Annotated in this window: 22 protein-coding genes; 10 read left to right on the top strand and 12 right to left on the bottom strand. The window is 71.7% G+C overall.

Annotated features, from left to right (window positions below):
• Window positions 1–98: 98 nt before the first annotated feature.
• Window positions 99–362 carry a WhiB family transcriptional regulator gene (locus OG737_RS10950; RefSeq protein ID WP_003983763.1) on the bottom strand — a complete coding sequence of 88 codons (264 nt, stop codon included), beginning with the start codon at window positions 360–362 and terminating at the stop codon, window positions 99–101.
• 630 nt (window positions 363–992) lie between these two features.
• Between OG737_RS10950 and OG737_RS10955 the strand changes: the two genes are divergently transcribed.
• The 3 genes from OG737_RS10955 to OG737_RS10965 are packed head-to-tail and all read left to right on the top strand — an operon-like array spanning window position 993 to window position 3,816.
• Window positions 993–1,508 (top strand): cysteine dioxygenase family protein, encoded by a 516-nt coding sequence (locus OG737_RS10955; protein WP_328926009.1) that lies wholly within the window; start codon window positions 993–995, stop codon window positions 1,506–1,508.
• A 32-nt stretch (window positions 1,509–1,540) separates the two neighbouring features.
• A complete protein-coding gene (gene cofD / locus OG737_RS10960; RefSeq protein ID WP_328926010.1) occupies window positions 1,541–2,500 on the top strand; it encodes a 2-phospho-L-lactate transferase in 960 nt (319 codons plus the stop codon).
• Entirely contained in the window at window positions 2,497–3,816 is a 1,320-nt protein-coding gene (locus tag OG737_RS10965; RefSeq protein WP_405921476.1) for a coenzyme F420-0:L-glutamate ligase, read from the top strand. The genes cofD and OG737_RS10965 overlap by 4 nt, the downstream gene beginning before the upstream one ends.
• Window positions 3,817–3,852: 36 nt before the next feature.
• Here OG737_RS10965 and OG737_RS10970 read toward each other — a convergent pair whose 3' ends face one another.
• On the bottom strand, window positions 3,853–4,863 hold the full coding sequence (locus OG737_RS10970) for a DNA-3-methyladenine glycosylase 2 family protein (RefSeq protein WP_328926012.1): 1,011 nt from the start codon (window positions 4,861–4,863) through the stop codon (window positions 3,853–3,855).
• 134 nt (window positions 4,864–4,997) lie between these two features.
• Window positions 4,998–6,374, bottom strand: a complete 1,377-nt coding sequence (locus tag OG737_RS10975) for a peptidoglycan recognition protein (protein WP_405679845.1) — start codon at window positions 6,372–6,374, stop codon at window positions 4,998–5,000.
• Window positions 6,375–6,513: 139 nt separating this feature from the next.
• Between OG737_RS10975 and OG737_RS10980 the strand changes: the two genes are divergently transcribed.
• The 4 genes from OG737_RS10980 (at window position 6,514) to OG737_RS10995 (ending at window position 12,420) form a co-directional block, all read left to right on the top strand.
• On the top strand, window positions 6,514–7,263 hold the full coding sequence (locus OG737_RS10980) for a TIGR03089 family protein (protein ID WP_328926014.1): 750 nt from the start codon (window positions 6,514–6,516) through the stop codon (window positions 7,261–7,263).
• Window positions 7,264–7,473: 210 nt separating this feature from the next.
• Complete coding sequence (locus tag OG737_RS10985) at window positions 7,474–8,691, top strand: LCP family protein (protein ID WP_328926015.1); 1,218 nt, start codon at window positions 7,474–7,476, stop codon at window positions 8,689–8,691.
• Between the two features lie 223 nt (window positions 8,692–8,914).
• On the top strand, window positions 8,915–10,654 hold the full coding sequence (locus OG737_RS10990; protein ID WP_328926016.1) for an LCP family protein: 1,740 nt from the start codon (window positions 8,915–8,917) through the stop codon (window positions 10,652–10,654).
• 62 nt (window positions 10,655–10,716) lie between these two features.
• Entirely contained in the window at window positions 10,717–12,420 is a 1,704-nt protein-coding gene (locus OG737_RS10995; protein WP_405679842.1) for an LCP family protein, read from the top strand.
• 73 nt (window positions 12,421–12,493) lie between these two features.
• Here OG737_RS10995 and OG737_RS11000 read toward each other — a convergent pair whose 3' ends face one another.
• Window positions 12,494–13,519 (bottom strand): glycosyltransferase family 2 protein, encoded by a 1,026-nt coding sequence (locus tag OG737_RS11000; protein WP_328926018.1) that lies wholly within the window; start codon window positions 13,517–13,519, stop codon window positions 12,494–12,496.
• 300 nt (window positions 13,520–13,819) lie between these two features.
• Between OG737_RS11000 and OG737_RS11005 the strand changes: the two genes are divergently transcribed.
• Window positions 13,820–15,202 (top strand): LCP family protein, encoded by a 1,383-nt coding sequence (locus OG737_RS11005; protein WP_328930286.1) that lies wholly within the window; start codon window positions 13,820–13,822, stop codon window positions 15,200–15,202.
• Window positions 15,203–15,246: 44 nt separating this feature from the next.
• On the opposite strand, the gene OG737_RS11010 is transcribed toward OG737_RS11005, so the two are convergent.
• Entirely contained in the window at window positions 15,247–15,783 is a 537-nt protein-coding gene (locus tag OG737_RS11010; RefSeq protein WP_328926019.1) for an acyl-CoA thioesterase, read from the bottom strand.
• Window positions 15,784–15,889: 106 nt separating this feature from the next.
• On the opposite strand from OG737_RS11010, the gene OG737_RS11015 reads away from it, so the two are divergent.
• The gene (locus OG737_RS11015; protein WP_328926020.1) at window positions 15,890–17,224 is read left to right on the top strand and encodes an LCP family protein; all 1,335 of its coding nucleotides are present in this window, start codon (window positions 15,890–15,892) and stop codon (window positions 17,222–17,224) included.
• A gap of 143 nt (window positions 17,225–17,367) precedes the next feature.
• Here OG737_RS11015 and OG737_RS11020 read toward each other — a convergent pair whose 3' ends face one another.
• The 3 genes from OG737_RS11020 to OG737_RS11030 all read right to left on the bottom strand — a co-directional run bounded on the left by OG737_RS11020 (window position 17,368) and on the right by OG737_RS11030 (window position 20,538).
• Window positions 17,368–18,450 carry an NDP-sugar synthase gene (locus OG737_RS11020; RefSeq protein ID WP_328926021.1) on the bottom strand — a complete coding sequence of 361 codons (1,083 nt, stop codon included), beginning with the start codon at window positions 18,448–18,450 and terminating at the stop codon, window positions 17,368–17,370.
• Between the two features lie 152 nt (window positions 18,451–18,602).
• Window positions 18,603–19,250, bottom strand: coding sequence for a hypothetical protein (locus OG737_RS11025; RefSeq protein ID WP_328926022.1), 648 nt, complete (start codon window positions 19,248–19,250; stop codon window positions 18,603–18,605).
• A gap of 130 nt (window positions 19,251–19,380) precedes the next feature.
• On the bottom strand, window positions 19,381–20,538 hold the full coding sequence (locus tag OG737_RS11030; RefSeq protein ID WP_328926023.1) for an acyl-CoA dehydrogenase family protein: 1,158 nt from the start codon (window positions 20,536–20,538) through the stop codon (window positions 19,381–19,383).
• A 196-nt stretch (window positions 20,539–20,734) separates the two neighbouring features.
• Here OG737_RS11030 and OG737_RS11035 point away from each other — a divergent pair, with 196 nt between their 5' ends.
• Window positions 20,735–22,078: a UDP-glucose/GDP-mannose dehydrogenase family protein gene (locus OG737_RS11035; RefSeq protein ID WP_328926024.1), complete on the top strand. Its 1,344-nt coding sequence runs from the start codon at window positions 20,735–20,737 to the stop codon at window positions 22,076–22,078.
• A gap of 87 nt (window positions 22,079–22,165) precedes the next feature.
• Here OG737_RS11035 and OG737_RS11040 read toward each other — a convergent pair whose 3' ends face one another.
• The 4 genes from OG737_RS11040 to OG737_RS11055 form a co-directional block, all read right to left on the bottom strand.
• Window positions 22,166–23,233: a membrane dipeptidase gene (locus OG737_RS11040; RefSeq protein WP_405679838.1), complete on the bottom strand. Its 1,068-nt coding sequence runs from the start codon at window positions 23,231–23,233 to the stop codon at window positions 22,166–22,168.
• A 146-nt stretch (window positions 23,234–23,379) separates the two neighbouring features.
• A complete protein-coding gene (locus tag OG737_RS11045; RefSeq protein WP_405921477.1) occupies window positions 23,380–24,558 on the bottom strand; it encodes a dipeptidase in 1,179 nt (392 codons plus the stop codon).
• Window positions 24,555–25,091 (bottom strand): 5-(carboxyamino)imidazole ribonucleotide mutase, encoded by a 537-nt coding sequence (purE, locus tag OG737_RS11050; protein WP_328926027.1) that lies wholly within the window; start codon window positions 25,089–25,091, stop codon window positions 24,555–24,557. Before purE ends, OG737_RS11045 begins: the two co-directional genes overlap by 4 nt.
• Window positions 25,088–26,227, bottom strand: a complete 1,140-nt coding sequence (locus tag OG737_RS11055) for a 5-(carboxyamino)imidazole ribonucleotide synthase (protein WP_328926028.1) — start codon at window positions 26,225–26,227, stop codon at window positions 25,088–25,090. Before OG737_RS11055 ends, purE begins: the two co-directional genes overlap by 4 nt.
• Between the last annotated feature and the right edge of the window lies 1 nt (window position 26,228).

A 26,228-nucleotide genomic window follows, 5' to 3' on the forward strand; every position in this document is an offset into this window, starting at 1 on the left:
GTTTGCTCTGCTCGGTACGTTGCGGGCCGGGCAGTTCGATATGTCGTGGGATGTGCGATAGGTGCGGAAGGTACCTGTTGGGAAGCGTCCCGGGCGTATCAGACCGCTGCCTTTTTCAGCCGGCGGCGCTCGCGCTCGGACAGGCCGCCCCAGATGCCGAATCGCTCGTCGTTGGCGAGGGCGTACTCAAGGCATTCGGAGCGGACCTCGCAGGCGAGGCAGACCTTCTTGGCCTCGCGGGTGGAGCCGCCCTTCTCGGGAAAGAAGGACTCGGGGTCGGTCTGGGCGCACAGAGCGCGCTCCTGCCAGCCGAGCTCCTCGTCCGCCTCCTCGACCAGCAGTTCCTGAAACAGCTCGGTCATGTGCGCCCCTCGCTCTGTCTATGCGTCCCCGTGGTGGCGTCGTCACTGATTGCTACGTAACGACACGAGTGAAATTACAAGTGCGTGGCTCCGGAGCAGTCAAGCCGAGATCTGCTATTGGGCCCCTTATTCACTCTGCGGAACCAAGCCTATGCAGAAAGTGTTCATATCGCCAAAAATCGTGACACATGCAACGGGCGTCACATGATGCCCGCCTTTACCCGTAATCCACGCGCCACCCCGGGGCAGGGTTGCGATCCAGCCAAAGAAGCGGCGCAGATCACATTCCGGTCACGAAGCTGCGGGTGTGGTTTGAACTCGGTTGCAGCGCCACATCCCCGGACGCCGACTGCACAAACCTTTCTCCGTGCACAGCAACCGGATGAGGTGAAACTTTTCCGCCAAACCGGACATTGGGTTGACAGTCCGACCCCCGACCCGCTCTCCTTGCTCTCATGTCAGCGACCGCAGCCACCACCCGGACCCCCATTCGTGGGTTCCTGTGCGCTGCCCAGGTTCGCTGTTGCTGTTGCAGCTGTTGATGCCTCCGGAGCTCCGACTCCGTACCGGCTCCAGCCCGCCCCCGCAGCAACCGCCAGCACCACTGACATCCGTCGAGGTATCCCCACGATGAACAGCGCCAGCACCCCCACGTACGCCGAGAGCGACCTCCAGATCGCCGGCGACATCCTCGCCGTCCAGCACCTCCTCCAGCCCGCCCGCGAGCACCCGGCCACCGTCGCCGAGTTCGTCGGCCTCGCCCGCTCCATCGCCGAGGACCGCGCCTCCTGGGAGCACCTCGTCCAGTACGACGCCACCACCCGCTGGTACCACCGGCTGCGCACCGGCCCCGGCTACGAGGTGTGGCTGCTCAGCTGGGTCCCCGGCCAGGGCAGCGGCCCGCACGACCACGGCGCCTCCTCCGGCGTCCTGACCGTCCTCGAAGGCGAGCTCACCGAACACCACACCCGCGGACGGCTCGCCCTCGGCGCCGGCTCCCAGCGGGTCTTCGCCCCCGGCTACGCCCACGAGGTCGTCAACGACACCCTCGAAGGCGCCGTCAGCCTGCACGTCTACTTCCCCGGCCTGACCGAGATGCCGATGCACAGCTGCTCCCCGGCGCGCCAGGAGTCGGTCCCCGCCTGACCGCGGCCCTGCGGCCTGACAGACTTCGGCGCATGCGCATTGTTGTTCTGGCCGGCGGTATAGGCGGCGCCCGGTTCCTCCGCGGCCTCAAGGTCGCAGTCCCCGACGCGGACATCACGGTCATCGGCAACACCGGTGACGACATTCACCTGTTCGGGCTCAAGGTGTGCCCCGATCTGGACACGGTGATGTACACCCTCGGCGGTGGCATCAACGAGGACCAGGGCTGGGGCCGTACCGACGAGTCCTTCACCGTCAAGGAGGAACTCGCGGCGTACGGGGTCGGGCCCACCTGGTTCGGCCTCGGCGACCGCGACTTCGCCACCCACATCGTCCGTACGCAGATGCTCGGCGCGGGCTACCCGCTGAGCGCCGTCACCGAGGCCCTGTGCGACCGCTGGCAGCCCGGGGTACGGCTGCTGCCCATGTCCGACGACCGGGTCGAGACCCACGTCGCGATCACCGATCCCGCCACCGGCGAACGGCGGGTCGTCCACTTCCAGGAGTACTGGGTCCGGCTGCGCGCCGCCGTGGACGCGGAGGCCGTCGTCCCCGTCGGAGCCGAGCAGGCCAAGCCCGCGCCGGGCGTGCTGGAGGCCGTCGCAGCCGCCGACGTGATCATCTTCCCGCCGTCGAATCCGGTGGTCTCGGTGGGGACGATCCTCGCCGTGCCCGGCATCCGGGAGGCCGTGGCCGCCGCCGGGGCGCCCGTCGTGGGCCTCTCCCCCATCGTCGGGGGCGCGCCGGTGCGCGGAATGGCGGACAAGGTGCTGGCCGCGGTCGGCGTGGAGGCCACGGCCGCCGCGGTCGCCCGCCACTACGGGACCGGGCTGCTCGACGGCTGGCTGGTGGACACGGCCGACGCGGACGCCGTCGCCGAGGTCGAGGCCGCCGGGATCTCCTGCCGCGCGGTGCCGCTGATGATGACCGACCTGGAGGCCACCGCGGAGATGGCCCGGGCGGCGCTGGAACTGGCGGAGGCCTCGCGGTGACCGACGCGCACGCCTCCGCCGCGCCCGTTCCCTCCTACGAGGTACGGGCCGTCGAGGGCATACCCGAGGTCAGGCCGGGCGACGACCTGGCGAAACTGATCACGGTGGCCGCGCCCGACCTGCGGGACGGGGACGTCCTGCTGGTCACCTCGAAGATCGTCTCCAAGGCCGAGGGCCGGATCGTGGCGGCGGACTCGCGCGAGGACGCCATAGACGCGGAGACCGTACGCGTGGTCGCGCGCCGGGGTCCCCTGCGGATCGTCGAGAACCGGCAGGGCCTGGTGATGGCGGCCGCCGGGGTCGACGCCTCCAACACCGCCCCCGGCACGGTGCTGCTGCTGCCCGAGGACCCGGATGCCTCGGCCGCCGCGATCCGCGCGGGGGTGCGCGACGTCCTCTCCGTGGACGTGGGCGTGGTCGTCACCGACACCTTCGGGCGGCCCTGGCGCAACGGGCTCACGGACGTGGCGATCGGCTCGGCCGGAGTGCGGGTCCTGGACGACCTGCGGGGAGGCACGGACGCGCACGGAAACGCCCTGAGCGCGACGGTCGTGGCGACCGCGGACGAGCTGGCCGCCGCCGGCGACCTGGTCAAGGGCAAGGCGGCCGGGCTGCCGGTGGCCGTCGTCCGCGGGCTGGCCCACGTACTCGGCGAGGGCTCCGCGGCGCGCGACCTGGTGCGCACCCCGGCCGACGACATGTTCCGGCTGGGCACCTCGGAGGCGGTACGGGAGGCCGTGACGCAGCGCCGTACCGTACGGGCCTTCACGGCCGAGCCGGTGGACCCGGGCGCCGTACGGCGGGCGGTGGCGGCGGCCGTGACGGCGCCCGCCCCGCACCACACGACGCCGTGGCGGTTCGTGCTGCTGGAGTCCGAGGCCTCGCGGGTGCGGCTGCTGGACGCGATGCGGGACGCGTGGATCGCGGACCTGCGGTCGGACGGCAAGTCCGAGGAGTCCATCGCCAAGCGGGTGCGGCGGGGTGAGGTGCTGCGCGGCGCGCCGTACCTGGTGGTGCCGTGCATGGTGACGGACGGCTCGCACGACTACGGGCACGCCCGCCGGGACGCGGCGGAGCGCGAGATGTTCGTGGTCGCGATGGGCGCGGGCGTGCAGAACTTCCTGGTGGCGCTGGCCGGGGAGCGGCTGGGCTCGGCGTGGGTGTCCTCGACGATGTTCTGCCGGGACGTGGTCCGGGAGGTGCTGGGGCTGCCGGAGGACTGGGACCCGATGGGGGCGGTGGCCGTGGGTCACGCGGCCCAGCCGCCACGGGAGCGGCCCTCGCGGTCCGCCGCGGACTTCATCGAGGTGCGGTAGCCGGATCGGTCAGCGCTGACGGAGCTGACGGAGCTGTCAGAGCCTTCCGATGTCCGTCCGGGGCATGCGGGGCATGCGGCGGGGCGGCGTGTGACCGGCGAGGAGGATGAGGCGGGCGGCGCGGTGGCGCTGGCCCGCGTACGGGGCGAGGAGCTCCAGCATGGCGGCGTCGTCGGCGTCGCGGTCCCCGGCGAGGGCGTAGCCGATGATGCCGGGGAGGTGGAGGTCGCCGGTCGTGACGGCGTCGGGGTCGCCGTTGCTGCGCTGGAGGGTCTCGGCGGAGGTCCACGGGCCGATGCCGGGAACGGCCTCCAGCCGTCGCGCGGCCTCGGGCAGGGCCATGGCGGCCGCCTCCTCCAGGCGGTTCGCCACGCGGGCGGCCCGGACGATCGCCGCGGCGCGCTTGGCGTCGACCCCGGCCTTGTGCCAGTCCCAGGACGGGATCATCGCCCAGGTGCGGGCGGTGGGCATGACGTGCAGGCCGAGGTCCTGCGGACCGGGGGCGGGCTCGCCGTACTGGCGTACGAGGCGGCGCCAGGCGCGGTAGGCCTCGTCGGCGGTGATCTTCTGCTCCAGCACGGTGGGGATCAGGGACTCCAGGACCAGGCCGGTACGGGTGAGGCGCAGACCCGGGCGGCGGCGGTGGCTGGCGTGCACGAGGCGGTGGCGGGGGACGAAGACGGCGGGGTCGTCGCCGGCGCCGAGGAGCGCGGGCAGCTGTTCGAGGATCCAGTCGGCGCCGGGGCCCCAGGCCTCGGCGTGCACTTCCTGGCCGGGCCGCCCGGCCAGGCGCAGGGTGGCGGGGCCGTCGGGGGTCCGGGTCGCCCTCCAGACCGAGCCGTCGGGGGTGGTGCGGAAGGTGGGGTCGGCGGGGCCCCGTCTGAGCGGGCCGAGGGTGAGCCCGAGGTCGACCGGCCCCTCGGGGGTCCACCGGCGTTCCTTGGCGCCCGCGCCGACCGGTCGCCCCTGCCCGGCGGGCACGGCGGTCCGGCCGCCGCGCACGGTGGTGCGGGTGAGGGGATCGACGGGGTCGAAGCGGCCGGCCATGCGTCGAGCGTAGCCCTGCGGGGCTCCGGCCCACCCCGCCCCCTTCTCCCCCGGCCACCGCTGGGTGCCCCCGGAAACAGGGACCCGGGCCCGGACCCGCGGCCCGGGCCCGAGTCCGGCCGCAGCCCTGGTGGCTACGGGCGGCCCTGGAGCTTCGCCGATGAGGTGCGGGTCGTCGGGAGTTTGCCGTAGAGCTTCTTGCCCGGGCATTCGGTCGCGAAGCCGTCCCGGTGGCCCGAGATCACGTTCATCTTCACGTTCGTGCCCTTGGTGTAGAGGTTGCCGCCGCCCGACCTCAGGGTGGTCTTCGCGCGCGGGTCCCTGCCGAAGAGGCCGAGCTTCCAGGCCGTGAGGCGGGCGATCGCGTCGACCGCCGCCGTGGGGGGCGCCGTGGAGGTGTACGTGCCCAGCACCGCCACGCCCATGCTGTCGGTGTTGAAGCCCATGGTGTGCGCGCCGAGCACCGGCCTGGAGACTCCGCCCGCGCGGCCCTCGTACACCGTGCCGCACTTGTCGACGGCGAAGTTGTAGCCGAAGTCGCGCCAGCCGCTGCTGAGTACGTGGTAGCGGTACAGGCTGCGCAGCACCGCCGGGGCGTCCTTGCAGGCGTAGTTGTTGCCCGAGGCGCTGTGGTGGACGAAGGCCGCCTTCACGGTGTTCGTGTAGACGAAGCCGGGCTCTCGCAGGCTCTCGTCCGCGCCCCACCCCCTGCGCGTGACGATCCGCGGGCGCGGACCGATGAACGGGGCGGCCGCCTCGCTCAGTTCACCGTCACTCGCGTAGATCGCGTCGGCGGTGGAGTCGGCCTTGTCGAGGGCGATGATCTCGTTCGCGCCCAGCTCGGCGTGCGGGAGGTTCGCCGCGGAGGACTCGGCCATCTCCATCGTCAGGCCGTCTCCCTTGTCGTCGCCCACGGGGCCGCCGTTCTTGCCGTCCGGCCCCGCGCCGGGCGCCTCCGCGCCCGGGTCGACCAGCTCGATCCGCATGCCCGTGGGCAGCCGGGACGGAGCGCGGGTGGACGGTGCCGCCGGTTCCGCCTGGACGCGGACCTCCACGCCGTCGGACTCGCCGACCCACAGCGGGGCGGTGGCGCCGCGGACCCGGCCGGAACCTCTCTCCACCGCGTCGGGGTCGGCCGCGTGCTCGCTGTTGTGGGTCTCGACGTCCTGCCAGCCGGACCAGGCCGAGGTCTTCGCCGAGCGGGTACGGACCTGGACCCGGCCGTGGAGCTCGGTGGCGACGTCGTCCCAGACGACGCCGACCAGCGAGAACGTCTTGACCTCACGTGCGGCCAGGCCCTGTGCCTCGGGGAGGCGGGGCGAGGCGCTCATGCCGGGAACGCCGGGGGTCCGGTCCGCCGAGGGTCCCAGCGGGACGAGCGGCAGCGACTGGGTGGTCCCGGCGGGGGTGACCGGGGAGGCCTCTGCCAGGGCCGGAGTAGGGAGCGCGACGGGGAGGGCCAGTGCGGCAGCCGTCACGACGCCGATCGAGGAAGCAAGGAATCCACGCATGAAAAGGATGGTGAGTACGCTCAGCGCCCGGCGCCATCCGGGAACTGACGCTCCGTCTGGTGACACGCCGACACCCCTCCCCCGTACGGCGCAGTCACGGGCCACCGGACGGAGGACGCGCCCGCGTAACCTGGGCCGGGTGAACTCCACTGACCGCACCCCTGCCGACCTGCTGCGATCCGCGCTCGCCGCCGATCCGGGCCGCCCGCTCGTCACCTTCTACGACGACGCCACGGGCGAGCGCGTGGAATTGTCCGTCGCCACCTTCGCCAATTGGGTGGCCAAGACCGCGAATCTGCTCCAGGGCGACCTGGGCGCCGGGCCCGGTGACCGGCTCGCGCTGATGCTGCCGGCGCACTGGCAGAGTGCCGCCTGGCTGCTCGCCTGCGCCTCGGTCGGGGTCGTCGCCGAGGTGGGCGGCGACCCGGCCGGTGCCGACCTCGTCGTCAGCGGGCCGGACTCGCTGGAGGAGGCCCGGGCCTGCTCCGGGGAGCGCGTGGCGCTCGCGCTGCGGCCGCTGGGCGGGCGGTTCCCGCAGCCGCCGGCCGGGTTCGCGGACTACGCGGTGGAGGTGCCGGGGCAGGGCGACCGGTTCGCGCCGTTCGCGCCGGTGGACCCCGAGGGGCCCGGGCTGGTCGTCGGCGGCCAGGAGCTCTCGTACGCGGAGCTGACGGACCGCGCCCGCGAGGACGCGGCGAGGCTCGGCCTCGGGGAGGGCTCCCGGGTGCTGAGCGGGCTCGGCTACGACACGTGGGACGGCCTCTCGGCCGGGCTCTACGCCGCACTGGCGTCGGGCGGATCCGTGGTGCTGTGCCGGAACCTGGACCGGCTGTCGAAGGACGCGCTGGCGCAGCGGATCGAGAGCGAGCGCGTCACCCACACGGTCTGATCCCCGCCTGACCGCCGCCTGACCGCCTTCGGCCCGCCGTCGGCCCGCCCGTCACCCGGACTGGCCAACGGCGGAAACGGGCGATTTGTCACCCGCATGGCTCTAGACACGCCCCTGCCCCCGGGCCGCTGCCACAGCCCAGGGGCAGGATCGGCAGTGGCCGCACTCACCCGTACGGCCCGCGGTCGCAGCGGCGAGAGGTAGACGCCAGTGACGGACAGCGCAGGCATACCAGGCGGAAAGCAGACGGCCGCGGGCTCCCCGAAGCCTCCGCGCAGCCGTCGGCGCCGGCTGTTGCGCTGGATCGGGGTCGGGGCGACCGCCGTGGTCCTGGCGGGCTCGGCCACCGGGTGGTGGCTCTACCGCAAGCTCGACGGGAACATCACCGAGGACGCTTCGGCGGAGGCCGAGCTGCGGCGCTACGAGCGCGACCGGCCGGCGCACCTCGCGAGCGGCGCCCAGAACATCCTGCTGATCGGCTCGGACTCGCGCTCGGGCAAGGACAACGCCCGGTACGGGCAGGACCAGAGCGGGCAGCGCTCGGACACCACCATCCTGCTGCACCTGCCGGCGGACCGGCTGAGCGCGACGGCCGTGTCGATACCGCGGGACCTGATGACGGACATCCCCGCCTGCCTGATGGCGGACGGAAGGCGCACCCGCGAACAGTTCGCCCAGTTCAACTGGGCCTTCCAGTGGGGCGGGGCCGCCTGCACGATCCGTACGGCCGAGAAGCTCACCGGGATCCGGATCGACCACCACATGGTGATCGACTTCGGTGGCTTCAAGCAGATGGTCGACGCCATAGACGGCGTGGAGGTCTGCCTCAAGCAGCCGGTCAACGACTCCGAGGCCAAACTGAGGCTGCCCGCCGGGCGGCAGACCCTCCAGGGCGAGCAGGCGCTCGGCTTCGTGCGCGCCCGCTACAGCCTGGGCAACGGCAGCGACACGGAACGGATGGAGCGCCAGCAGCAGTTCCTCGGCTCGCTCGTCAAGAAGGTGCAGAGCAACGGGGTGCTGCTGAACCCGGCCCGGCTGTATCCGCTGCTGGACGCGGCGACCTCCTCGGTGACCACGGATCCGGGGCTGGCCTCCCTGCGCGGCCTGTACGAACTCGTACGGGGCGCACGGGACATACCGACCGACCAGGTGAAGTTCCTGACCGTTCCCCGCAGACCGTACTCCGGGAATCCGAACCGCGACGAGCTGGTGGAGCCCGACGCGGCGCAATTGTTCGAGCAGTTGCGGACGGACAGGCCCGTGACGGTCGCCCCGCCGAAGCCCGAGAGCGGGATCGCGCCGGTGGAGTCCGCGCCGAGCGCGGCGCGGACGGGCGGAACGAATGAGGGGCGCGAGGGAACCGCCACGCCCTCCGCACCCGTCCCCACCTTTACCGGAACGACGGCGGGAGTCGCCGACTGCCGGTAAAGCAATCCCAAAAGCCGGTGACCGAACCGAGTGGGATGGGTGGTTCGCCCCGTTATAAGGGGAGTGGAATTTGTCACCAGCATGGTTTGCATCCGAACCTGACGGATAGGGTGAGCGATCCGGTGCCCCGGCCGAACCAGAGGCCTGGCACCAGTAGCCGGACGTTGACCGTGCGCCTTGGGGGAGGCGCGTCGCGAGGCACCGACGGAGGATTCGAGCAACCGTGGATGCGCAAAGCCGTGGCCGGGCCGAGGAAATCGACCCCGCAGACCAGTGGGTGCTCAACCCCCGCACCGGTCACTACGAACTGCGACTGGCCGACTCCGCAGCGCAGCAGCGGCCCAAAGTCTCAGCCCCCCGCAGAGCGGCGGCGCCCTCGGCGCCCACCGCCCCCTCCCCTTCCCCCTCCCCCTCCGTGCCGAAGCCGCGGCGCGGCGACCCGCCTCCCGGCGGCAGGCGCGGCGGACGCTCCCGCAAGATCGGCGGCGGAGGCCGCAAGAAGGCGCTGATCATCACCGGTGGGACCCTGGCGTTCCTGTTGGTCGCCGGCTCGGTGGGCGCGTACCTCTACTACGAACACCTGAACGGCAACCTCAGCGTCACCGACGTGGCCGGAGCGGGCACCGGCGGTTTCAAGAAGGACCAGCCCATCAACATCCTGGTCATCGGAACCGACAAGCGCACCGGTGCGGGCAACGAGAGCTACGGGGACAAGGACAGCGTCGGCCACGCCGACACCACGATCCTGTTCCACGTCTCGAAGGACCGGACGAACGCGACCGCGCTGTCCATCCCCCGCGACCTGATCAGCAACATCCCGGCCTGCCCGACGAAGCAGCCGGACGGATCGACGAAGACGATCCCACCCACCAAGGGCACCCGCTTCAACACCAGCCTGGGCCAGGAAGGCCGCGACGCGGGCTGCACCATGCGAACGGTCAAGGAACTCACCGGCATCGAGGTCGACCACTTCATGATGGCCGACTTCAACGCCGTCAAGACGCTGAGCACGGCGGTCGGCGGAGTACCGGTGTGCCTGGCCAAGCCCGTCAACGACGAGGAAGGCTCCCACCTCAAGCTGGACGCCGGCGAACACCGGCTGGAGGGCGAACAGGCCCTCGCCTTCGTCCGCACCCGGCACGGCTTCGGCAACAACAGCGACCTCGACCGGATCAAGATCCAGCAGCAGTTCCTGGGTTCGATGATGCGTGAGATGAAGTCGAAGGAGACGCTGACCAGCCCCAAGAAGTTCCTCTCCCTCGCGGAGGCCGCCACCAAGTCGCTGGGTGTGGACTCGGGGATCGGGTCCATCGGCAAACTCACCGATCTGGCGGGTGAGTTGAAGGGCATCGACACGAAGAACATCACCTTCACCACCCTTCCGGTGCTCGACAACCCGGCCGAACCGGAGGGCAAGAAGGCCACCGTCGTCCTCGACAAGGCCCTGGCCGAACCGCTGCTGCAGATGATCCGGGGGGACGTCTCGCTCACGGAGGTCGAGAAGAAGGAACAGGCCGCCAAGGAGGCGGCCGACGCGGACGCGAAGGCCAAGCAGGACGCGCTGCTCCAGGGCAACAAGGCGCCCGCCGCGGACGTACGGGTGAACGTGTACAACGGCGGCGGCCCCTCGGGCTCCGCCTCCACCACCTTGAAGTGGCTGCAGATCACCAAGGGCGTGTCCAAGGCCAGCAACCTCGGCAACGCGCCCGCGAAGGTCGGGGCCACGCAGCTGGAGTACGCGCCCAACCAGGCCGACCAGGCCCGGGCGCTGGCGGAGATGATGGGGCTGTCGGCCTCGGCGATGAAGATCGGGACGGCCGACGCCGCGGCGAAGACGCCGATGAAGCTGACGCTGGGCCCGGACTTCCAGCAGCCGGGCAGCCCTCTGGCGGCGCCCGCTCCGCAGGAGTTGCCCAAGGACGTCCAGCAGGCCCAGGCCGACAAGGCCGTCTGCGCCAAATAAGCGCCCGTAGCGGGCAGTACCGGCACCATGCCGAGTCATCAGGACCTTGAGGGGGAGTACGCGTGAGGCAGAGCAGTGTGCGGGGGGAGGGGGCGACAGCCCGCGCCGCCGACGACACGTCCGGGGACATATCCGGGGGTGGTACGGGCGCGACCGGCTCGCCGCCCCCGCCGCGGGGCGGATCCCGCGCCGCCCGTCGGGCGGCCGGCGGCCGCCCGAGCAGGCGGGGTCGCCGGCGCGTGCTGCGCTGGGTGGCCTCCGTACTGGCCCTGCTCATACTCGGAACGGCGGCGGCCGGTTACCTGTACTACCGCCATCTCAACGGCAGCATCAAGACGGACCCGCTGAACCTGGGCGAGACCAAACTGGGCGGTTCCAAGCCCAACGCCTTCGGGCAGACCCCGCTGAACATCCTTCTCATCGGCTCCGACGCGCGCGACGACGCGGCGAACCAGGCCCTCGGCGGGGCGACCAACACCTTCGGCGGACCGCCGCTGGCGGACGTGCAGATGCTCCTGCACCTGTCCGCGGACCGCAGCAACATGTCCGTGGTGTCGATGCCCCGCGACACGATCCTGATGATGCCCAAGTGCACCGAGCCGGGCGGCAAGGTGCACCCCGCCAGCAAGGGGCTCGTCCAGACGAACGAGTCGCTCCAGCGCGGCGGACCGGGCTGCACGGTCGCCACCTGGACCGAGCTGACGAAGATTCCCATCGACCACTTCATGATGATCGACTTCAAGGGCGTGGTCTCGATGGCGGACGCCATCGGAGGCGTCCCCGTCTGCGTCCAGGAGAACGTCTACTCCCGCAACCGCGAGGGCAAGGGCTCCGGCCTGAAGCTGGCGAAGGGCACGACCGTCATCCAGGGCGAGCAGGCCCTGCAGTGGCTGCGCACCCGCTACGGCTTCGAGGACGGCACCGACATCGGCCGGACCCACGCCCAGCACCAGTACATGAACTCGATGGCCCGCGAGTTCCGCAAGAACGCCAAGCTCACCAACCCGGTCAAGCTCAACAGCCTGGCGCAGGCGGCCATCCAGGCCATGGTCGTGGACCCCGGCCTGAACAAGATCGACAAGCTGTACGACCTCAGCATGGAGCTCAAGAAGGTCCCGCCGGGGCGGATCACCATGACCACCATGCCGTGGGTCTACAGCACGAAGCCCGGCATGGACGGACGGGTCGAGCCCATGGCGGGCGAGGCCGAGGACGTGTTCCGGATGGTCCGCGAGGACATCGCGCTCGACGGCAAGGGATCGGGAACGCCGGGCGCCGCCGCCTCCCCTGGGGCGGCCGCCTCCACGGCCCCGACTCCCTCGGCCGCCCCGACCACGGCTCCCGCATCCGCTCCGGCCAAGATCGCGGTCTCCGTGCGCAACTCCACCGGCGGCAAGGACGGCGCCCAGGCCAAGGCCAAGGGCCGGGCGAGCGAGGTCGCCACGCTGCTGACCGGCAAGGGCTTCACCAAGGCCACCGCCGACAGCCAGACCGGGGCCGAGGACACCACCGTGATCCGCTTCGCCTCCGACGGGCAGGCGGCCGACGCCGCCGCCGTGGCCACCGCGCTCGGCCTGCCGGCCTCCTCCGTGCAGAAGTCCGACGAGGTACCGGGCATCACGCTGTTCGTCGGCAAGGACTGGCGGACCGGCGACGCACCGACCGCGCCGCCGCCCGCCCCCACCAAGGCCCCGGACTCCGCCCACGCCCTCAACGGCGACAACGACCAGGCCTGCATGGAGGTGCAGCAGGGCTTCACCTGGTAGGCGCGTACGCGAAAGGGGCCCGGCGCTGCGGCTGTGATCAACTCAGCCGCCGCGCCGGGCCCCTTCGTACGTCTCAGACCTGCGAGGCGTTGCGGTGCACGGCCGGGCGGCGGCTCGCGATCAGCTTGTTCGCGAGCGAGCGCGGGCTCGTCAGGAAGCCGTAGCCCCAGCACAGGTGCATGGTGGCCAGGGCGACCGGGATCTGCGCCCGGGCCTTGAGGGACAGGCCCTTGCCCGCCGGGACGGAGCCCGCGGCGATCGCCGCGAGGTAGCCGGCCGGAACGGCGAAGCCCAGCGGGCTCACGGTCACGCCCACGGCCACGCCGGCCGCGATCGCGCAGACCAGGGTCGGCGGGGCCAGGTAGCGCAGGTTGATGGAGCCCTCGTGGTAGCGGGCCACCACGTGCCGCCACCGGCCGTAGTCCTTGTACTGCTTGGCCAGGGCCCGTACGGAACGCCGCGGGCGGTACTGGACCTTCAGCTCCGGGGAGAACCAGATCAGGCCGCCGGCCTCACGGATGCGGAAGTTCAGCTCCCAGTCCTGGGCGCGGATGAACTCCTCGTTGTAGCCGCCCTGCTGCTCCAGCGCCTCGCGGCGGAAGACACCGAGGTAGACGGTCTCGGCCGGTCCCGCCTGGCCGCCGGTGTGGAAGGGAGCGTTACCGACGCCGATCTTGGACGTCATCGCGGCGGCGACGGCGTCTTCCCAGGCGTTCTGGCCCTCGGCGTGCATGATGCCGCCGACGTTCTGCGCGCCGGTCTCCTCCAGGAGGCGGACGGCGGTGGCGATGTAGTTCGGCGAGAGCATGCCGTGGCCGTCGACGCGTACCACGATCGGGTGACGCGAAGCCTTGATGGCGGCGTTGAGGGCCGCCGGGGTCCGGCCGGTGGGATTCGGGACGGTGTGGACTCGGGGATCCTCGGCGACGAGCTCGGCGGCGATCTCGTCGGTGCGGTCCGTGGACGGCCCGAGCGCGATCACCACCTCCATCTCGCCCGCGTACTCCTGTTCCAGGATGTGGCGGACGGAGTCGCGGAGGTAGTGCTCCTCGTCGAGCACCGGCATGATCACCGAGACTGCGGGCTGCTGGGCGGGCATGTGGTCCTTCAAGGTCGGGTATCGGTGTCACGTTACCGCTTACGGGGGAACCGGGTGCGCGCCGAGCGAGCGGTACGGACAGATGCTGATCGTATGGGCCTACTGTTCTGGCGAATCAGACCGATCTGGCCCGTCCGTCGACCGGGGTTCCTGCCGATCCCCGCGGAGGTGTCCACCGTGCCCCAGCCGCACCGTCCCGCCCGTCCCGCCAGGCCGCCCCAGCCGCAGCCGCAGCGCGCACGGCGCGGCGGTGGGGGCGGCGGTCCGGCCCGGCACCGGGGGGACAGACCCCGGTGGGGGGTGCGGATCGCGGCCGGGCTGTCGGTGGTGGTGCTGGGCTCCGGGGCCGTCGGGCACGCCGTGATGACCGGGCTGGACACCGGGATCGAGCGGGTGGACCCGTTCAAGGACATGAAGAACCGCCCGCAGGCCGGGCACGGCCTGAACTTCCTGCTCGTGGGCACCGACGGCCGGGAGAAGGTCAGCCCCGAGGAGAAGCGCGACTACCGCCTCGGCGGAGCGCCCTGCCACTGCACCGACACGATCATGCTGGTGCACCTGTCGGCGGACCGGAAACGGGCGAGCGTGATCAGCCTGCCCCGCGACAGCTACGCCGAGATCCCCGAGCACCAGGACCTGAACAGCGGCAAGCCGCACAAGGGGCACCCCGTGAAGCTGAACGCCGCGTACGCGGAGGGCGGGCCCAACCTGACCGTGCGGACCGTCGAGAACATGACCCGGGTGAAGATCGACCATTACCTGGAGGTCGACTTCACCAGCTTCATGAAGACGGTCGACGCCGTCGGCGGCGTGGAGATCTGCACCGCCAAGACCATGCGCGACGCGAACACCGGCCTCGACCTGCTGCCCGGCACCCACCGGCTGACCGGCGGGCAGGCCCTGCAGTACGTACGCTCACGCCACGTCGACGGGGCCTCCGACCTCGGCCGGATGCAGCGCCAGCAGCGGTTCGTCGCCGCCCTGATCCAGCAGGCGACCGGCGGCGGGGTACTGCTCAACCCGGTGAAGTTCAAGCAGGTCAGCTCCACGCTGCTCGGCTCGGTCCGGGCGGACACGGGCTTCGGCTCGGAGCAGATGCTCGCGCTCGGGCAGGCCATGCGGGACTTCACCCCGTCGTCCTCGGAGTTCGCCTCCGTGCCCGTCGGCGACCCCTCGTACCCGGTCAAGGGCATCGGCTCCACGGTGAAGTGGGACGAGCCGAAGGCCGCGAAGCTGTTCGAGGCGTTGCGGCAGGACCGGCCGCTCGCCCCGGCCCGGCCCGGGAAACCCGGCGGCCAGCCGGCGGCGGTACCGGTGGACGTGCCCCCTCAGCAGATCCGGGTCCAGGTGGAGAACGGGACCCGGATCGACGGACTGGGCGGCCGGGTCGACGCGGCGCTGCGCGCCACCGGCTTCGACACCACCCGGGCGCCGGGCAACGGCGCCAGCCGCGACGTCAAGCGCACGGTGGTCTCCTACGACCCGCGCTGGGACCGCTCCGCCCGCTCGTTGGCGACCGCGCTGCCGGGCAGCGAGCTGCGGGCGGTGGCCGGCCAGGGGCGGACGGTGCTGGTGGTCGCGGGCTCGGACTACCGCAAGGTGGTGCCGGTGCGCGCGGAGGACCCGTACCAGGGCGGCGAGACCGGGGTGATCACGGGCGACGACGTGGTCTGCGGGAGCTAGGGCCTCTCGTCAATTCCCGTCTGCCCCGCGGAGCCCGGCGGCGCTCATTCGTCGAAGCCCCGCGCCGCCCGCTCCTCGCGCAGGGCCATGATCGCCTTGCGGCGGGCGAGCCGGTGCGTGCGGCGGATCTGGGCCTCCTGGTAGCGCCGCTCGTCCTGTTCCGTCTCCGGGAGGACGGGCGGGACCTTGCGGGGCTTGCCCTCGGCGTCCACGGCCGCGAAGACGAGGTAGGCGCTGCCGACCTGGGTGGCGGGCGTGGACTCGTTCCACCGCTCCGCGAGGACGCGTACGCCGATCTCCATGGAGGACCGGCCGGTCCAGTTGCACTGGGCCTTCACGTGCACGAGGTCACCGACGCGTACGGGGGCGAGGAAGACCATCTCGTCCATGGACGCAGTGACCGCCGGGCCTCCGCAGTGGCGGCCGGCCACGGCGCCCGCCGCGTCGTCCACCAGCTTCATGATCACGCCGCCGTGCACCGTGCCCAGGAGGTTGGTGTCGTTGGCGGTCATGATGTGGCTGAGGGTCGTACGGGAGGCCGCGGTCGGCTTCCCGGGCAGCTCGCCCGGTATCTGTGTCATACGGACACCTTAGATGCGTATCGGAGGCATCAGCTCTGCAACAGCCCCGGCACGGATCGCACCCCGGGCTGTCGGACGACGCGCCCGGGCAGGCATCCTTGGGCGCATGAATGACTGGCCAGAGGGGTGGAGCGGCGACCGCGACGAGCGTGGCCGCCGTGACGACGGGTACGGACGCGGCAGCGGGCAGGCGCAGCCCGAGGGCGCGCAGCGGATGCGGCACGTCCAGCGGCAGCAGCCTGCGCGCCCGGCGGTCCCGGCGCCCGCCCGACGGCCCGGAATGCCGCCGTCCGCACCGGGTGTGCCCCCGCAGCAGACCCAGAGCCCCGACACGTACGGCGGCTACGACAGCGGTTACAACACGGGCCAGGTCTACGGCTCGCCCGCGGGGCCCGGCGGCCCCGCGCAGCCGCCGTCCGGGCCCGGCGGCCCCGGCGGCCCGGGGCGGGCGCCCGGCCCGGCGCCGGACTGGCGCAAGCGGATCAAGATCGGCTCGATCGTGCTGGTCTCCGCGCTGCTGGTGACCACCGTCTCCACCTACTTCTGGGCCGACTCCAAGGTGCGCCGCGAGGTGGACCTCTCCAAGGTCATCGAGCGCCCGAAGGAGGGCGACTGCACGACGTACCTGATCGTGGGCTCCGACAGCCGCGAGGGGATGTCCGACGAGGAGAAGAAGAAGCTCCACACGGGCTCGGCCGAGGGCAAGCGGACCGACTCGATGATGATCCTGGCGAAGTGCTCCAGCGGGAACACGATGATCTCGCTGCCGCGCGACTCGGACGTGGAGATCCCGTCCTTCGTGGGCTCCCAGTCCGGCAAGAAGTACCCGGGCACGGGCAAGCGCACCAAGCTGAACGCGGCGTACGCCGAGGACGGCCCCGAGCTGCTGGTGCGGACGGTGGAGTTCAACACCGGCCTGCGCATCGACCACTACGCGGAGATCGGCTTCGCCGGCTTCGCGAACATCGTGGACTCGCTGGGCGGGGTGGAGCTGGACATCGAGGAGGGCTTCAAGGACGAGAAGTCGGGCGCCGACTTCAAGGCGGGCAAGCAGACGCTGAACGGCGAGCAGTCCCTGGCCTTCGTCCGGACCCGGTACGCCTTCGCGGAGTCGGACCTCCAGCGGACGAAGAACCAGCAGAAGTTCCTGTCGGCGCTCGCCAACCAGGCGGCGACCCCGTCCACGATCCTCAACCCGTTCAAGCTCTACCCGCTGATGGGCGCGGGCCTGGACACGCTGATCGTGGACAAGGACATGGGCCTGTACGACATGGGCCAGATGTTCTTCGCGATGAAGGGCGTCAACGGCGGTGACGGCGTCTCGATGAACATGCCGATCTCCGGCCAGCGCGGCGGCAACCTCGTGTGGGACAAGGCGAAGGTGCAGCAGCTGGTGAAGCAGATCCAGAACGACGAGAAGGTCACCGTCCGCGGCAACTGACCGGGCCGGTCCGGGCGCCTGGTCTCCAGGCGCCCGGGATCGGACAGCCGGGGATCAGGCAGCCGGGGATCAGGCAGCCCGGGGTCAGGCAGCCCGGGGTCAGGCAGCCCGGGGTCAGGCAGCCCGGGGTCAGGCGTCTGTGATCAGGCGTCCGGGGAGAAGCGGATGGCGGCGGCGGGCAGCTGCGCCCCGCACCACACCCGGGCGCCCGCGCGGAGTTCGTTGTCGGCCCCCACGACGGCGTCGTCACCGATGACGGCGCCGTCCAGCACGGTCCGCGCGCCCACCGAGGCGCGGGCACCGATCAGGCCGGCGGTCACCTGCGCGTCGGGGCCGATGAACGCGCCCTCCAGCACGATGGAGCCCTGGACGACCGCCCCCGCTTCGATCCGGGCGCCGGCGCCCACGACGGTGCCCCCCGACAGCTTGGCCCCGGCGTCCACCTGGGCGCCGGGCAGCACGAGGGACTCGCCGCGCCGTCCGGGGACGGCCGGGGAGGACACCACGCCGCGGACCAGGTCGGCGGAGGCCTGGACGATGGCCTCCGGCCTGCCGAGGTCCATCCAGTACGTGTTCTCGGTGACGCCGTGCAGCGTGGCCCCGGAGGCGAGCAGACCGGGGAAGGTCTCTCGCTCGACGGAGACCGGGCGGCCGGCCGGGATGGAGTCGATCACGCTGCGCCGGAAGACGTAGCAGCCGGCGTTGATCTGGTCGGTGATGATCTCCTCGGGGGTCTGCGGCTTCTCGGTGAAGGCCAGCACCCGCCCCTCGGAGTCGGTGGGGACCAGACCGAAGGCGCGCGGGTCGTCGACCTGCACCAGGTGCAGCGAAACGTCGGCGTCGGCCGTTTCGTGGGCCTCCACGAGGCCGGCGATGTCCAGGCCGGTGAGGATGTCGCCGTTGAAGACGAGGACGGAGGAGTCGGGGCCGCCCGTGAGCAGCTGCGCGGCGTTGCGGATGGCACCGCCGGTGCCGAGCGGCTCGTCCTCGACGACGTACTCCAGGTGGACGCCGAACTCGGATCCGTCGCCGAAGTAGGGCTCGAAGACCTCGGCGAGGTAGCAGGTGGCCATGACGATGTGCGTGACACCGGCGGCGGCGGCCCTGGCTATCTGGTGGGCGAGGAACGGGACGCCGGCCGTGGGGACCATGGGCTTGGGCGTGTTCACCGTCACGGGACGCAGCCGCGTCCCCTGTCCGCCGACCAGCAGGATCGCTTCCGTCATTGCGTTCTCCCCAACCGATTCCGGCGTACGAAGGTCCAAATTTAGCCCATCCGGGAGCGCCCGGAGGCCGGTGCCGGATGTGTCGACCGGCGCGCGCACGCATACGGACGCCGCGCTCGGTATGTCATGGAATGAGTGTGTTGTTCGCCCGGTCAGGGGGCGAACGGATTGGCGTGGCCGGGCAGTTGCTGCCCGGGCCGCAGGAAGCTCTGCCTGCCGCGCTCGTCCCGTACCTGGATGAACCCGGCGTCCGTCAGCCGCCGGGCGATCCGCTGTCGGCGGATGTCGCCCAGTTTGAACGCGCCGGCCAGGAACGCGGCGAGCGCGCCTCCGCCGGCCAGCGCGACGAACGGCTTCCCGGACACGAGCAGGACGAGGGCCAGGACCACGCACATCGCGTAGCCGACCATCTTCCGGCCGCCGTCCGCGGCGTGGGAGGACAGGGCGTCGAACATGATCCGGTCCTTGACCCGGGCGACGGCGTCGGCCGCCCCGGGGAGGGGCCGGTAGGACCCCTGGAGCATCCCGGGCACCGCGCCGCCGTTGCCCGCCTGCGGGTACGCGGCGATGGTGGCCGCCCCGCGGGCGCGGGCCCCGGGGCTGGGGTCCCGGTACATCTCGACCAGGGCGAGCTGCTTCTTGTGCCCGGTCCGGTGCGTGCGCCCGTACTCGAAGCCGTAGTGCTCAGCCACGTGGGCCAGGGCCGCCATCCGCCCCAGGGCGGCCGAGGGGCCGATCTCGATGACGTCCTTGTGGGCGATCTGCCGTAGCAGCCCCGCCATCTCGCGTTCCACGGACATGTCTTTCCGCCCCACCCCACGCACCACGCACCGACGACTGGACCGGCGCACAGCCTAGCCCGCCGCCCCGTGCGCGAACGTCCCCGGCGGGCTGCCGGGGGCGTTCGCGTCGGTGCAGGTCAGACCCGGGTTACGGCAGGTTGCGGGCCATGACGATCCGCTGGACCTGGTTGGTGCCCTCGTAGATCTGCGTGATCTTGGCATCGCGCATCATGCGCTCGACCGGGTAGTCACGCGTGTAGCCGTAGCCGCCGAGGAGCTGGACGGCGTCCGTGGTGACCTCCATGGCGATGTCGGAGGCGAAGCACTTGGCCGCGGCGCCGAGGTACGTCAGGTCGGCGTCGCCGCGCTCGGAGGCGGCGGCGGCCTGGTAGGTCAGGGCGCGGGCGGCCGAGACCTTCATGGCCATGTCCGCGAGCATGAACTGAACGCCCTGGAAGTCGCCGATCGGCTTGCCGAACTGCTTGCGCTCCTGGACGTAGCCCTTGGCGTAGTCCAGGGCGCCCTGGGCGATGCCGAGCGCCTGGGCGGCGATCGTGATGCGGGTGTGGTCGAGGGTCTTCATCGCGGTGGCGAAGCCGGTGCCCTCGGCGCCGATCATGCGGTCGGCGGGGATCCGGACGTTGTCGAGGTAGACCTCGCGGGTCGGGGAGCCCTTGATGCCGAGCTTCTTCTCCGGGGCGCCGAAGGAGACGCCCTCGTCGCCCTTCTCGACGACGAAGGCGGAAATGCCCTTGGAGCGCTTCTCGGGGTCGGTGACGGCCATGACCGTGTAGTACTCGGAGACGCCCGCGTTGGTGATCCAGCGCTTGACGCCGTTGAGGACCCAGAAGTCGCCGTCGCGCACGGCGCGCGTCTTCATGCCGGCGGCGTCGGAGCCCGCGTCCGGCTCGGAGAGCGCGTACGAGAACATCGCGTCGCCCTTGGCCAGGGGACCGAGGTACTTGGCCTTGAGCTCCTCGGAGCCGGAGAGGATCACCGGGAGGGAGCCGAGCTTGTTGACGGCCGGGATCAGGGAGGAGGAGGCGCAGACGCGGGCCACTTCCTCGATCACGATCACGGTCGCGAGGGCGTCGGCACCCGCACCGCCGTAGGTCTCGGGCACGTGGACGGCGTGCAGGTCGCTGGCGACCAGGGCGTCCAGGGCCTCCTGCGGGAAGCGGGACTCCTCGTCGACCGCGGCGGCGAACGGGAGGATCTTCGCCTCGGCGAGCGAGCGGACCGACTCGCGGAGCATGTCGTGCTCCTCGGCCGGGCGGTACAGGTCGAAGTCGGCAGAACCCGCCAAGATCTCTCACTCCCCAAGGGTGATGCGTGATGCTAACTACCGTTAAGTAACCCAAGCTTAGTCGCCCGGTCACGGATGGCGATATGGACGGCCGACGTGAGTTGCGTGACAGCGGTGGTGCTCCTGGGGAACGTCCCCGGGGGTGGGCCCGACTATGCTCAGTGGCCGCAAACGGCCCCGCACCTCTGGAGCACCCATGGCCCCCCTCAGGATCACTGTGATCGGCACCGGATACCTCGGCGCGACCCACGCCGCGGCGATGGCGGAGCTGGGCTTCGAGGTGCTGGGGCTGGACGTGGTGCCGGAGAAGATCGAGATGCTGGCGGCGGGCCGGGTGCCGATGTACGAGCCCGGGCTGGAGGAGCTGCTCGCCGCGCACGTGGCCGGGCTGCCGGGCTCGACGGGGCGGCTGCGGTTCACGACCTCCTGGGAGGAGGTCGGGGAGTTCGGCGACGTCCACTTCGTGTGCGTGAACACTCCGCAGAAGCACGGCGAGTACGCCTGCGACATGTCCTACGTCGACGCGGCGATGGCCTCGCTGGCCCCGCACCTGACGCGGCCGGTCCTCGTGGTCGGCAAGTCGACGGTGCCGGTGGGATCGGCGGAGCGGCTGGCGGCGAAGCTCGTGGAGCTCGCTCCGGCGGGCGCGGACGTGGAGCTGGCCTGGAACCCGGAGTTCCTGCGCGAGGGCTTCGCGGTGCAGGACACCCTGCACCCCGACCGGATCGTGATCGGCGTGCAGGGCGAGCGCGCGGAGAAGCTGCTGCGCGAGGTGTACGAGACGCCGATGTCGGAGGGGACCCCGCTGGTGGTCACCGACTTCCCGACCGCCGAGCTGGTGAAGACCGCCGCCAACTCCTTCCTCGCCACCAAGATCTCGTTCATCAACGCGATGGCGGAGGTGTGCGAGGCCGCGGGCGGTGACGTGGTGAAGCTGGCGGAGGCCATCGGCTACGACGAGCGGATCGGCGCGAAGTTCCTGCGGGCCGGGATCGGCTTCGGCGGCGGCTGCCTGCCCAAGGACATCCGGGCCTTCATGGCGCGCGCGGGCGAGCTCGGCGCCGACCAGGCGCTGACCTTCCTGCGTGAGGTCGACTCCATCAACATGCGGCGCCGCGGACACATGGTGGAGCTGGCCCGGGAAGCGGTGGGCGGGTCCTTCCTCGGCAAGCGGGTCGCGGTTCTGGGTGCGACCTTCAAGCCCGACTCGGACGACGTACGCGACTCCCCCGCCCTGAACGTGGCCGGGCAGATCCACCTCCAGGGCGGCCAGGTCACCGTCTACGACCCCAAGGGCATGGACAACGCCCGTCGCGTCTTCCCCACCCTGGGGTACGCGGACTCCGCGCTGGAGGCGGCGCGTGGTGCGGAGGTGGTCCTGCACCTGACCGAGTGGCGCGAGTTCCGCGACCTGGACCCGGTGGAGCTGGGCCGCGTCGTCACCGACCCGCTGATCCTGGACGGCCGCAACGCCCTCGATCCCGAGCTCTGGCGCGCGGCGGGCTGGACGTACCGGGCGATGGGCCGCCCTCGCGCGTAGCGCCCGGCCGCCGCCCCGGACCCCGCCTCGCCGAAGCCCGGGGACCCGGTCGGGGCCGGGGCGCGCGAGGGCCCGTCGGGCGGTGCGTCATGAAGGGCTGCGCCGGTGCTGGGCGGCGCGGGAGGTGAATTCCACGTCGCGCAGGACCCGTTGGGCGTTGCCCCAGGTCAGCAGGGCCAGGTCGGCTTCCGGCCAGCCTCGGTCCAGGAGTTCCGCGATCAGGCGGGGGTAGCCCGAGGGGTCGGTCAGGCCGGTCGGGCGGGAGGTGCCCTGTTCGGTGCCGAAGGCGGCGCCGAGGCCGACACTGTGGGGGCCGGCGACCGCGCGGACGTGGTCCACGTGGTCCGCCACCGCGTGCAGGGAGTCCCCGGTCCGCGTGGCGTCGAAGGTGACCATCGCCAGGCCGTTCGCCTCCCGCAGCGCGAGCAGGACCTCGTCCGTGGCGTTGCCCGGGTGCGGGTTCAGGGCCGCGGCCGCCGTGTTCGAGATGACCACCGGGGCCTTGGAGGCCGCCGCGATCTGACGGGCCACGGTCGGCGGGCACCCGGTCAGGTCCAGCACGATCCCCAGCCTGTTGGCCTCCTGGACCACCTCGTGGCCGAAGGCCGTCAGGTCCTGCTGGGCCCAGGGCGCTCCGGCGGGCGCGAAGATCCGTACGCCCAGCGCGTGGAAGGCGTGCAGCGCGCCCAGGGAGTCGGTCAGGGTCCGGCCGGGCACCGGGCCGAGGAACGAGGCGATCCGGCCGCGGTTGCGGGCGTCGGACATGTCGTCGGCGGTCAGCGCGAGGCAGAGGCTGTCCGGGTAGCGGCGGATCAGGGCCAGCGCCACGTCGATCTGTTCCAGGGTGTCGGAGACGACCTGGTCCGTCGGGGCCCCCGCCTCGTGCGGGGTCAGCAGCGACCAGAACTGCGCGCCGACTCCGCCCGCGCGCAGCCGGGGGATGTCGGTGTCGACTCCGCTGTCCCCCGGCTTGTCGATGTCGTGGTACGGGCTCTGGCGCAGCGTCCAGACGAGCGTGTTGCACCCGTCGGCGACGGGCTGCGCCGACAGCAGCGCGGCGGCCCGTTCCAGGGCGCCGACCGCCGTTTCGGCTGGTGCGGGGAGATCTTCTGCTCCGATGCCCACGGAGTGGGGTTCATCCTGCAGGTCGGCCATGGCGTTCGCTCCGGTCTCGGCGGCAGCAGGGAGAGATGGTGCCACCGTGACATGTGGGACGCCTGGGTCGCCCGGCAGATGTGGCATTCGGGTGTAACTCGCAGGTCAGCGAGTCACACCCGGTCGCCGTATCCGCCCCGCTCCCGCTAGATCACCGCGTTGGACGGGCCCCGGGACGCCGAGAGGTCCCGCGCCACCGCCTCCGCGTCGCGCAGCGCCCGTACCGCGTTGGACCAGGTCAGCTTGGCCAGGTCGGCCTTCGACCAGCCGCGCGCCAGCAGCTCCGCGATCAGGTTCGGGTAGCCCGCCACGTCGTCCAGGCCGGACGGGGTGAAGGCCGTGCCGTCGTAGTCCCCGCCGATGCCGATGTGGTCGACCCCGGCCACCTCGCGCATGTGGTCCAGGTGGTCGGCGACCGTGGCGGCGGTGGCCATCGGGCGCGGGCTCTGCGCCTCGAAGGCCCGGTGCAGGGCCATCGCCTCGGGCGTGGTGTCCAGGTGGTGGAAGCCGTGCGCCCGCAGGTTCGCGTCCGCGGCCAGCGTCCACTGGACGGCCGCCGGGAGGATGAACTTCGGCACGAAGGTGGCCATCGCCACCCCGCCGTTGGCCGGGAGCCGCTCCAGCACGTCGTCCGGGATGTTGCGCGGGTGGTCGCACACCGCGCGCGCCGAGGAGTGCGAGAAGACCACGGGCGCGGCCGAGACGGCCAGTGCGTCGCGCATCGTCGTCGCCGCCACGTGCGAGAGGTCCACCAGCATGCCGACGCGGTTCATCTCGCGGACGACCTCGCGGCCGAAGTCGGTGAGGCCGCCGTGCCGGGGCTCGTCGGTCGCCGAATCCGCCCAGTCGATGGTGTCGTTGTGCGTGAGCGTCATGTACCGCACGCCCAGCTGGTGCAGGGCCCGCAGGGTGGCGAGCGAGTTGTTGATGGAGTGGCCGCCCTCGGCGCCCATCAGCGAGGCGATCCGGCCGTCGGCGCGGGCCGCCTCCATGTCGTCCGCCGTCAGCGCCCGCACCAGGTCGCCCGGGTAACGGTCGATCAGCTGGTCCACCGCGTCCACCTGTTCCAGCGTGGCGCTGACCGCCTCGTCGCCGGTCAGTTCGGTGCTCACGTACACCGACCAGAACTGCGCGCCGACCCCGCCGGCCCGCAGCCGCGGGATGTCGGTGTGCAGGTACGCCGACTGGTCGCCGGCGATGTCCCGCTGGTCCAGGTCGTAGCGGACCTGCTTGCGCAGCGCCCAGGGGAGGTCGTTGTGGCCGTCCACGACGGGGTGCTCGGCCAGGAGCTCTCGCGCCTCGTCCAGGCGCTGCGCCGCGCTCACTTGCCGAATCCGAAGGACTCCGTGCCCGCGACCTTCGCTCGCAGCCGCTTGCCCTTCTCGGTGGCCTGGTCGTTCAGCTCCTGCTGGAAGTCGCGCATCCGGGCCAGCAGCTCGGTGTCGTGCGCGGCCAGCATCCGTACGGCCAGCAGGCCCGCGTTGCGCGCCCCGGCGACCGAGACGGTGGCGACGGGAACGCCCGCGGGCATCTGGACGATCGACATCAGCGAGTCCATGCCGTCGAGGTACTTCAGCGGCACCGGCACGCCGATGACCGGCAGCGGGGTGACGGAGGCGAGCATGCCGGGCAGGTGGGCGGCGCCGCCGGCACCCGCGATGATCGCCTTGAGGCCGCGGCCGGCGGCCTGCTCCCCGTACTCGATCATCTCGCGCGGCATCCGGTGGGCGGAGACGACGTCGACCTCGTACGGGATCTCGAACTCGTCCAGGGCCTGGGCGGCGGCCTCCATGACTGGCCAGTCGGAGTCCGAGCCCATGACGATGCCGATGACGGGACCAGCGGCGGAAGTGCTCATTGGGTGACCGTTCCTCTGAGGTAGTCGGCAGCGTGGCGTGCGCGCTCCAGCACATCGTCCAGGTCGTCGCCGTAGGTGTTGACGTGGCCGACCTTGCGGCCGTGTTTCACGTCCTTGCCGTACATGTGGATCTTCACCTGCGGGTCGTGGGCCATGCAGTGCAGGTACGCCGCGTACATGTCGGGGTAGTCCCCGCCGAGCACGTTCGCCATGACCGTCCAGCGGGCACGCGGGCGCGGGTCGCCCAGCGGGAGGTCCAGGACGGCCCGCACGTGGTTGGCGAACTGCGAGGTGATGGCCCCGTCCTGGGTCCAGTGGCCGCTGTTGTGCGGGCGCATGGCCAGTTCGTTGACCAGGATCCGGCCGTCGGCGGTCTCGAACAGCTCCACGGCCAGGTGGCCGGTCACGTCGAGCTCCTTGGCGATGCGCAGGGCGAGCGCCTGCGCCTCGCCGGCCAGCTCCTCCGAGAGGTTCGGGGCGGGGGCGATCACCGTGTCGCAGACCCCGTCCACCTGGACGGACTCCACCACCGGATAGGCCACCGCCTGGCCGTGCGGGGAGCGGACGATGTTGGCCGCGAGCTCGCGGACGTACTCGACCTTCTCCTCCGCCAGGACGGGGACGCCCGCCCTGAAGGGCGCCTCCGCGTCGTCGGGGGTGCGGACGAACCACACGCCCTTGCCGTCGTATCCGCCGCGCACCGTCTTGAGGATGACCGGGAAGCCGCCCACCTCGTCCGCGAAGGCCGCCACGTCCGCCGGATCGCGCACGATCCGGTGGCGGGGGCTGGGCGCGCCGATCTCGTCGAGCTTGGCGCGCATCACCCCCTTGTCCTGGGCGTGCACCAACGCGTGGGGCCCCGGGCGGACGGGGATGCCGTCCGCTTCCAGAGCCCTGAGGTGTTCGGTGGGTACGTGCTCGTGATCGAAGGTGATCACGTCGCAGCCGCGCGCGAAGGCGCGCAGCGTCTCCAGATCGCGATAGTCGCCGATGACGACGTCGCTCACGACCTGGGCCGCCGAGTCCTGTGGGGTGTCACTGAGGATCTTGAATCTGATGCCGAGGGGGATGCCCGCCTCGTGGGTCATGCGGGCGAGCTGTCCGCCGCCGACCATGCCGACTACCGGGAACGTCACG

Source organism: Streptomyces sp. NBC_00122 (assembly GCF_045160845.1).
Classification (GTDB): domain Bacteria; phylum Actinomycetota; class Actinomycetes; order Streptomycetales; family Streptomycetaceae; genus Streptomyces.